This window comes from Pseudonocardia sp. McavD-2-B (genome assembly GCF_024124365.1).
Classification (GTDB): domain Bacteria; phylum Actinomycetota; class Actinomycetes; order Mycobacteriales; family Pseudonocardiaceae; genus Pseudonocardia; species Pseudonocardia alni.
The window spans coordinates 1-8827 of record NZ_JAMXSG010000252.1 but is presented as its reverse complement, the minus strand read 5'-3'; the positions used below and the strand labels follow the sequence as shown (position 1 = coordinate 8827).

Here is an 8827-nt window from a genome sequence, read left to right as displayed (position 1 = left end):
GTCCGGGCAGCACGACCTCGGGGGCCCCGACGACGACCTCCAGCGGGCCGTCCGGACCGTCGTGGCGGCTGACGGTGCACCGCCGGTGCGCGTCGAACGGGCGCACCGCCGTGCGCGGCCGGCGGGCCCGTACCGCACGCAGGTCCAGCCCGGCGCGGGCCGCGGCGCGGGCCACCGCCCCCTCGGTCCCCGGTGTGCCCTCCTCGGCGTCGCCGCCCAGCACCGCGGCCTCGAGGACCGATCGCGCCGGGCCCGCGGGCAGCGGGCCGGTCAGCTCCGTCGTACCGGTGCCCGGGTGCCACACCGCGGTGCAGGCGATCCGTCCGGTGGTGAGTGTCCCGGTCTTGTCGACGGCCAGCACCGTCACCGACCCCAGCGCCTCCACCGCGGGCAGCGTGCGCACGATGACGCCCAGCCGCGCCATCCGGCGGGTCGCCCCGGCCAGCGCCAGCGCCACGACGGCCGGCAGCGACTCGGGGATCGCCGCGACGGCCAGGCTCAGCGCGGTCAGCACGACCAGCGGCCACGGCTCGCCCCGGGCCAGGCCCGTCACGCCGACCAGCGCGCAGGCCACGACCACCCCGAGCGAGATCCCCCGGCCGAGCCGGGCGAGCCGGCGCTGCAGCGGCGTCGGTGGCGGCCGGCGGCGCTGCAGCAGCACGTCCACCGTGCCGAGCTCGGTCCGCAGCCCGACCGCGGTGACCACCGCCCGCCCGCGCCCGCGCACGACGAGCGTGCCGGCGTGCACCACGGTGCTCCGGTCGGCCACCGGGGTGTCCTCCGCGCAGGCCGGGGCGGCCCGGCGGTCCGAGGGCTGCGACTCGCCGGTCAGCGCGGACTCGTCGACCTGCAGGTCGTGGGCCGCCAGCAGCCGGGCGTCGGCGGCCACCACGTCGCCCCGGCCCAGGACGAGCAGGTCACCGACGACGACCTCGGCCGCGGGCACCTCGTGACGGTGCCCGTCGCGGACCACCGTCGCCCGCGGTGCGGCCCGCGCCCGCAGCGCCGCCACGGCTCCGGTGGCGCGACGTTCCTGCGCGACGCCGACCGTCGTGTTCAGGACGACGACCAGCACGATGACGGCCGCGTCGCCGGCGTCACCGACGGCCACGCTCAGCGCCGCCGCGCCCAGCAGCACCAGGATCATGGTCTCCCGCAGCTGGGCGAGGACCGAGACGGCGAGGCTGCGGTCCCGCCCGGGGGAGGGCCGGTCGGCGTCCGCGACCGCCCGGTCGGCGACCGCTGCCCCGCCGAGCCCCTCGTCGGGGTCGGTCCCCAGCTGCTCCGCGACCGCGACCGCGTCCTGCGCCCACGGGTGGAGCGGTGGCGCGACCGGGGACACGTCACCCGCCACGGGGCTCACGCGCGCAGCAACGCGGTCTCGCGGACCGGTCCGGCCGATCCGCCGGTCAGCCAGGTCAGGGCGGCGGCGCGCTCCTCCGGGGCGAACACCCGCACCCGCACGGGCCGCAGCGACGACGCGATCCGGCGGGCGGTCGCGCGGGTGTCCGGCGCGGCCAGCACGGCGCAGGACCCGATGCGGGCCAGCCGCGGGACCCGCCGCGGCGCGGACGCCCCGGGCACCGCCGTGTCGGTGGTGTCGGCGACCTGCAGCAGCAGCGGCACCGGACCGGCGACGGCGGTCAGCACCGGGGCCAGGCCGTCCACCAGGTCGGCGACGGTCACCACCCCGCTCGCGGCCACCCCCACCGTCCCCTCGGGCAGATCGTCGATGAGCCGCAGCATGGGTGGTCCTCCTCCGGGGCGCCGTCCCGGCGACCGTCGCAGGGGTGCGCGTCCGCGGGCAGATCCGGAAGACCGTCGGCGCCCGGCCGAAGGTCCCGCTACGGGGTCCCGGCGCCCCCGACCCGGACCGTCGCCATCATCCCGGCGTCCTCGTGGTCGAGGACGTGGCAGTGCAGGACGGTCCGGCCGGTCGCGCCGGTGAACGCCACCCGCAGCACCACCCGGCCGCCGGCGGGCACCGTCACGACGTCCCGCACCGCGCCGTCCGAGCCCGCGGCGTCGAGCACCGTCATCGGCCAGGTGTGCAGGTGCAGCGGGTGCAGCATGGTCCCCGGGTTCTCGACCACCCACTCCTCCACGGTCCCGGGGGCGACGACGAGGTCGTCACGGGCCGGGTCGAACCCGCGGCCGTCGATCCCGAAGCCCATGCCCCCGCCGCCCATCGGCGCGGTCAGGGTCAGCACGCGTGTCCGGTCCGGGGGACCCGGTGGCACGACCGGCGCGGACAGCACCGCCGGGGGCGGCGGGGTCGGGGCCGCGGCCCCCGTGACGCGCAGCGTGGCGAGCACGACGGGCCCGGTGCCGGTCGTGCCTCCCATCCCCGTGCCGCCCATCCCCCCCATGCCGCCGCGGTCGACGTCCGCGGCGAGCAGGTCGACGTCGCCGGGGACGTCCGGGGGGCGCACGACGACGTCGGCACGGTTGCCCGGCGCGAGCCGTACCCGGTCGCGGGCGACCGGCCGGGGGAGGAACACCCCGTCGGTCGCGACGTGGACGAGGTCCTGCCCGTCCAGCGACACGTCGAACACCCGCGAGCAGGTCGCGTTGACCAGCCGCCACCGCTGTGACCGCTGTGGGATCCCGGCCAGCACCGGTCGGTACAGCCCGTTCACCAGGACGAGCTCGCCCTCCCGGCCGGCGACCCGGTCCATCGGACCGGCGGCGGCGACCCGGCCGTCGTCGCCCAGCGTCGTGTCGGTCACGACGAGGACATGGTCCTCCGCCGTGCCCAGGTCCGGCCCGCCCTCGACCACGAGCGCCCCGACGAGACCGGCGAACACCTGGTCGGCCACCGTCCCGTGGTGGTGCGGGTGGTACCAGAACGTGCCCGCGGGATGGTCGCGCGGCACCCGGATCCGGTAGTCCGCGGTCTCGCCGGGAGCGACCGTGCGGAACGGGTCGTCGCCGCCCGGGTCGGGCGGTACCCGCAGCCCGTGCGTGTGCAGGTTCGTCGGGGTGTCGAGCCCGTTGTGCAGATGCAGCGCGATCTCGTCGCCGGGGCGCAGGCGCAGGGTCGGCCCCGGGGAGGTCCCGTCGTAGCCGAGGCCGGCACCGGCGACGCCGGCGAGGTCGACCCCGGTGCCCGCCGTCAGCGTGCCCGTGAGGAGGCCGCCGCGCGCCCTGCGTTCCGGCGGGTCGGCGAAGGGGGCCCCGGCCGCAGGCCCGGCCGGTCCGGGTCTCGGCAGGCCCGTGCAGGCGGCGACGCCACCGGCCACACCCGCGGCCGCGGCGAGACCGAGCAGGTGCCGTCGGGAGAACCTCGGCTGACGGGTCACGGTCCGCTCCCTCGATGTGCGCCACGCGCCGGAGGGGAGGTCCGGGCCCGGCGGGTGCCGTGTGCCTACCGAGCGTGCGGTCCGGGCGGTGCCCCGGGCAGGTGCGACCGGCCCGGTGGCCGGGGCCGGAGGTCCCGGCGGTGGAGCGCGGACGGCGACGGGGCCGCCTGGTTCACACCCCCGCTGCGGGTACCGGCCCCCGGGTCCCCGTTCCGGGCCGGCGTGACGCCGGCCCGGGGGCCAGGGACCTGTGGCCCCCGGGCCGGAGCAGCGGCCGGGCCGCGGCGGGGACACGTCCGAGCAGGTGGTCGGCTCCGACGACACCGAACACGCACCCACGCCGACCCACGGTCCGCTCGGCGTGCGGGATCGCCTTCAGACCGGCGAGGGAGGCGGCCCTGACCCCGGTGAGGTCGGCGACGACGGTCCGCGTCGTCCCGCCGTGGGTGTCGATGTGGTCGGCCCACGCGTCGAGCTGGCGCAGCAGGTGGGCGCCGGCCGCGGTGTCGAAGACACCCGAGACGCGCATCCGGTAGGTGTCCGTCCGGGGCGAGTCGGCGGTGAGCAGGTGGTCGTTCATCGAGATCCTCCGTCGTCGTGGGGGCCGTCCCGACGGCCCGGGCGGCGAGTGTCGACCCGGCCCGCCCCGCTCCCCAGGGGCGGAGGTCACGCGACGGGATCGCCGTCCCGCCGCCCGTGCGGGTCCGCCTGCGGGCCGGTCCTCGACCCGCCGGGCCGGGTGAGCGGCACGTGCCACCGGACGACGGTCCCGCCGGCGCCGCCGGGGCCGACGTGGAACCGTCCGCCCAGCACGCGGGCCCGGGCCGCCATCACGACCAGCCCGATCCCGCCCGCCGGGTTCTCGGGGATCCCGACACCGTCGTCGGCGACGGTCAGCGTCAGCTCGTCGCCGGTCCGGAGCACCACCGACAACGTGCCCGCCCCCGCGTGGCGGACCACGTTCGTGAGCGCCTCCACGAGGACCGCCCGCAGGTGCACCGAGACGGGCTCGGGCACGGAGCCGACCGGGCCCACCGCCGAGAAGAGCGCCCGCGCGCCGCCGACCTCGCCCGCGCGTGCGGTGATCTCGCCCAGGTACCCCTGCAGCTCGAGCCCGCCGGGGCGGGCCCTCGACGCGCCCACCGCGCCGTCGCGCGCCACCCGGACGATCTCGTCCAGCTCGTGGACCAGCGCCATCGCGCGACTCCGGTGCTGTCCGTCGAGCCGGCTCGCCAGGGAGGCGAGCCCGAACCCGAGCGCGGACAGCCGTGGGACCAGGTGGGCGTGCGGGTCCGCGGTCAGGTCCCCGGCCCACTCGACGGCCGGGGCGAGGCCCCCGGCCGCGGCGGGGACCCCTTCGGCCCGGTCGGGAGGCGACCCGGTGGCGGGTGTCGGGTGCCGGACACCGTTCGCGTCCCGCAGATCACAGACCATCGCTCGGGAGCCTCCCGCCACTGGGCGCCGGCGTCGCCGGGCCGGGCTGCCGGGCGCGCGAGGGCAGCGACCCTGCCCGGGGTCCGCGGCCCGCGCATCCCCAGAACCGGGTACGGGCCGCCGACCGCGGCGCGCTGCCCCGCCCTGTTTCGGTCGGCGGACCGCGGTGTTCGTTCGCCGTCCGGGAACCGGGTCCCGGCCTCCGGCGACGACGTCGCTTGCGTCCTCGGGGGCAGGACGGCAGTGTCGCGGGCCTCCGTGCTCCGAGGAGACGGCATGGTCCGCAGCGCGCCGCGTCACCGAGGCGACCGGTGGCCGCAGGCTCGGACGTCGGTCACCACCACCGACCTCGACCGGGCCCGGCAGCTGCTGCGCGCACTGGGCTACACGGCGCACCACCCACGCCTGTCCGTCCCGGCCCGGCGCTTCGTCCTCGACCTGACCTCGTTCGAGCTCGCCGGGACCGGCGCAGGTCTGGGACCCGTCGGCGTCGACCGGATCCACTACGGCGGCCTGCTCCGCGTCGGCTACGAGCCGGACGAGGACTGCGTCGTCATCGGGCAGCTGGTCTCCGGTGCCTACGAGCTCGACGACGGACGGAGTACCCGCCGCCTGGCCGCCGGGGACGCGTTCCTGCTGGCCCCCGGGCACGACCACCGCATCCGGTCCTCCGACAAGTCGGAACGTCTCGTGCGCATCGCCCTGACCACGCTCGGCCGGGTCGCCGCGGACGTCACCGGGATCGCGCCGGGCGGGCTGCGCTTCCACGGTGCGGAGCCGGTGTCTCCCGTGCTGGCCGGCCACTGGGGCGCGACCCTGCGCCGGGTGGCCGCGCAGGTGCTCCTCGGCCCGGACGGGCTGACCGAGCACGTCCTGGTCCGGGCCCAGGCGATCCACGAGCTGTCGCTGGCCGCGCTCGCCGCGTTCCCGAACACGGCCCAGGACCTGCTCGCCGACCCGCACCGGCCGCCGGGCCGGACCGGCCCGGCGGCGCTGCGCCGGGCGATGGCCCTGCTCGACGCGCACGCCCACGAGCCGGTCAGCATGGAGGACATCGCCGAGGGAGCCGGGGTCGGGGTGCGGGCGCTGCAGGCGGCGTTCCGCCGCCACCGCGACCAGACCCCGACCGCCTACCTGCGCCAGGTCCGGTTGAGCCACGCCCACCGGGATCTCCTCGCGGCCGATCCCGCCGACGGCACGACCGTCGCCGCGGTGGCGGCCCGCTGGGGGTTCGGCCACCCCGGCCGGTTCGCCGTCGCCTATCGCGCCGTCTACGGAGTCCCGCCCGGCCACACCTTGCACCGGTAGGCGGAAGCTCAGGTGCTGCGCGACGTGCTCCCCCCACCGCCGGAGCGGGCCCGGAACCGGGTCCGCAGCCGGTGCCACACGCGTCGGCGCTCCAGCAGGCGGTACACCGGCCAGCAGCCCAGGGCGCCGAGCACGAGGGCGTCGCCGGGCCGGCCGAGCGCGAGCAGACCCACCGCCGCGACCAGGCCGAGCGTCGCGGCCGCCGCCGGGAGCAGCCACACCCGCAGGCGCGACGGGTTCCGGAGCCGGCGGGCGAGCCGGGGGGCCTCCGCCGTCAGCTCGTGTTCGATCCGGACCAGCCGCCGTCGTTCGCCCTCGCTCAACATCGTCGTCCCCTCCACTCGGCCCGGGTCCCGGGAGCTGCGCGCCTTCCGCCGCCGCGACCGGCGACGGTGCGACCCTGCCCAGCGCCGGCCCGGCGCCACCAGGCCCGTAGGTCCCGCGGCCGGGGTACCGGACGGCACCCGCCCGGGAGCCGTCCGGCTCGACGGTGGACGTCGCCGGCGGACCGGCCGGGGCGTCCCGGAGGGTCAGCCCTCCCCGTCGAGCAGCCGCTGCCGTGCGAGCCGCTCCACGAGCTCGGGCAGCGCCGGGACGGGCGCACCCGCGAGGTCGGTCAACGACCGGCGGACCACGGCGGTGACCCTGCGGCCCGGGAACTCGGGCCGGAGGCGGGCGACGGCCGCGGGAACGACCGCGGCGGGTGCGTGCGGGAGCAGGGTCGGACAGCTCGGGGCCACGGAGCTCCTCCGGTCGGCTCGGCGGATCGGAGGCCCCATCGCACCCCGGCCCGCCGCGTCCGGCCAGGGCCGTTGGTCCCGCACCCCGGTCGGGACGGTGGTGCCGTGCCCCGAGCACTCCGGCCCTGGCCGGGCCGGGTGGTGCCGGAGAGGCTGGGTGGGCCGCGGGCCCGTGTCCGCGTGCACCGAGACGAGGAGGCAGCCATGCACGTCCGAGACGTCATGCGGACCGGGGTGACCACGGTCCGGGCGGACACCCCGATCGCGGTCGCGGCCCACGTGCTCGTGGGCCGGGGCCACGCCTCGTCCCCGGTGGTCGACGCCGAGGACCGGGTGGTCGGTGTGGTCAGCGAGTCGGACCTGCTGGCCGGCCGGGTGCCGGTCGGCGGCGACCCGGGGGAGATCGACCCGGAGGAGGTCGTCGCCGCCGTGATGACCCACCACCCGTTCACCGCCGGTCCCGACGACGACCTGGCCCTCACCGTGGCCCGGATGCTGGAGAACGGCCTGCGGGCGCTCCCCGTCGAGTCCGGTGGGCGCTGCGTGGGGCTGCTGTCGCGCCACGACGTGCTGCGCGAGGTCGCGCGCGGTTCCCTGCAGTCCGAGGAGCGCTGGCGTGAGCACGCCGGGATGGCGAGCCGTGACCGCGGCTGAGGGCACCCGGGTCGCGCCCGGCGCGACCGGCGGGCCGGGCGTCCGGCCGCTCGCCGGGCTCGGCCGGGCCGACGCGGCCACCGTCGGCGGCAAGGCCGCCGGTCTCGGCGACCTGATCGCGGCCGGGTTCGCCGTCCCGCCCGGTTTCGTGGTGACGGCCCCCGCCTACCGCGAGGCGATGCGGGCGGGCGGGGTGCTGGACGCCCTGGACGAGCGCTTCGACCGGCTGCTGGCGCGGGTGGGGGCCGACGAGTCCCGGGACGACACGGGGCCGGACTGCGTGCGCCTGCAGGAGCTCGTCCGCGCCGCCGGCCCGCCGCCCGAGCTGGCCGCGGAGATCCACCGCGCCTACGCCGCACTGGCGGACGGGCCCGGCCCGGTGGCGGTCGCGGTCCGGTCGTCGGCGATCGGTGAGGACAGCGGGGCGCACTCCTTCGCCGGGATCCACTCCAGCTTCACCCACGTCCGGGGCGAGGACGAGCTCGACCGTCGCGTCGTCGAATGCTGGGCCTCGGCGTTCGCGCCGCGCGCGCTCGCCTACCGCGCCGGTCGCGGCCTGACGGGCCCACCGGCGATCGCGGTCGTCGTGCAGCGGATGGTCGAGTCCGACTGCGCCGGGGTGGCGTTCACCGCCGACCCGGTGACCGGTCGTACCGACCGGGTCGTCGTCGAGGCCGCGCTGGGGCTGGGCGAGGTCGTGGTCGGGGGCCTCGTCGAGCCCGACACCTCCGTGTTCTCGCTGCCCGGCCTGGAGCCGGTGTTCGAGCACGTCGGGGTGCAGAACCACGCCGTCGTCCCCGGACCCGACGGCCACGACCACTCCGTCGCCCTCGACCCGGACCGGGCGTCGGCCCGCGTCCTGACCCCGGAACGGGCGGCCGCGGTCGCCCGGCTCGCCCAGCGGGTGCAGGAGCACTTCGGCGCCCCGCAGGACGTCGAGTGGGCGCTGGAGGGCGACACCCTCTACCTGGTGCAGGCCCGTCCGGTGACCACCACTCCCGGGACCGGCACCGACGGCGCCGGGGCCCGGGCGGCCTCCGGCGAGGTCCTCGTCACCGGCGTCGCGGCGGCACCGGGTCGGCGCAGCGGTCCCGCGCGGATCCTGTCGTCACCGGCGGACGGGGCGCAGCTGACGACGGGCGAGGTCCTCGTCGCCCCACGGACGGACCCGGACTGGCTGCCGACGCTGCGCCGCGCGGCCGCGGTGGTGACCGACCACGGCGGCGTCACCTGCCACGCCGCCATCGTCGCCCGCGAGCTGGGCATCCCCTGCGTGGTCGGTAGCCGGACGGCCACCACCGACATCACCCCGGGCCGCGTGGTCACCGTCGACGGCGGCACCGGCACGGTGTCGGCCGGCGCGGCCCGGCCGGCCACGGCCGCCGTCGC

The 8827-nt window shown here is 78.3% G+C and carries 10 protein-coding genes; 3 read left to right on the top strand and 7 right to left on the bottom strand.

What is annotated here, in order from left to right; genetic code table 11:
- The 5 genes from NH602_RS24630 to NH602_RS24610 form a co-directional block, all read right to left on the bottom strand.
- The coding region (locus NH602_RS24630) for an HAD-IC family P-type ATPase (protein WP_253069022.1) at positions 1-1363 on the bottom strand (1363 nt) is incomplete at its 3' end.
- Positions 1360-1746 (bottom strand): STAS/SEC14 domain-containing protein, encoded by a 387-nt coding sequence (locus NH602_RS24625; RefSeq protein ID WP_253069021.1) that lies wholly within the window; start codon positions 1744-1746, stop codon positions 1360-1362. The genes NH602_RS24630 and NH602_RS24625, both read right to left, overlap by 4 nt.
- A gap of 98 nt (positions 1747-1844) precedes the next feature.
- A complete protein-coding gene (locus NH602_RS24620) occupies positions 1845-3302 on the bottom strand; it encodes a multicopper oxidase family protein (RefSeq protein ID WP_253069020.1) in 1458 nt (485 codons plus the stop codon).
- Between the two features lie 172 nt (positions 3303-3474).
- Positions 3475-3882, bottom strand: coding sequence for a hypothetical protein (locus tag NH602_RS24615; RefSeq protein WP_253069019.1), 408 nt, complete (start codon positions 3880-3882; stop codon positions 3475-3477).
- A gap of 86 nt (positions 3883-3968) precedes the next feature.
- Positions 3969-4736: a sensor histidine kinase gene (locus NH602_RS24610; RefSeq protein WP_253069018.1), complete on the bottom strand. Its 768-nt coding sequence runs from the start codon at positions 4734-4736 to the stop codon at positions 3969-3971.
- A gap of 276 nt (positions 4737-5012) precedes the next feature.
- On the opposite strand from NH602_RS24610, the gene NH602_RS24605 reads away from it, so the two are divergent.
- The gene (locus NH602_RS24605) at positions 5013-6044 is read left to right on the top strand and encodes an AraC family transcriptional regulator (protein WP_253069017.1); all 1032 of its coding nucleotides are present in this window, start codon (positions 5013-5015) and stop codon (positions 6042-6044) included.
- Between the two features lie 8 nt (positions 6045-6052).
- On the opposite strand, the gene NH602_RS24600 is transcribed toward NH602_RS24605, so the two are convergent.
- Positions 6053-6370 (bottom strand): DUF3040 domain-containing protein, encoded by a 318-nt coding sequence (locus tag NH602_RS24600; RefSeq protein WP_253069016.1) that lies wholly within the window; start codon positions 6368-6370, stop codon positions 6053-6055.
- Between the two features lie 204 nt (positions 6371-6574).
- Positions 6575-6784: a hypothetical protein gene (locus tag NH602_RS24595; protein WP_253069015.1), complete on the bottom strand. Its 210-nt coding sequence runs from the start codon at positions 6782-6784 to the stop codon at positions 6575-6577.
- 204 nt (positions 6785-6988) lie between these two features.
- Here NH602_RS24595 and NH602_RS24590 point away from each other — a divergent pair, with 204 nt between their 5' ends.
- Together NH602_RS24590 and NH602_RS24585 are read left to right on the top strand one after the other, a co-directional pair.
- The gene (locus NH602_RS24590; RefSeq protein ID WP_062401809.1) at positions 6989-7438 is read left to right on the top strand and encodes an HPP family protein; all 450 of its coding nucleotides are present in this window, start codon (positions 6989-6991) and stop codon (positions 7436-7438) included.
- On the top strand, positions 7425-8827 hold a 1403-nt coding region (locus NH602_RS24585; RefSeq protein WP_253069014.1), incomplete at its 3' end, for a PEP/pyruvate-binding domain-containing protein. The genes NH602_RS24590 and NH602_RS24585, both read left to right, overlap by 14 nt.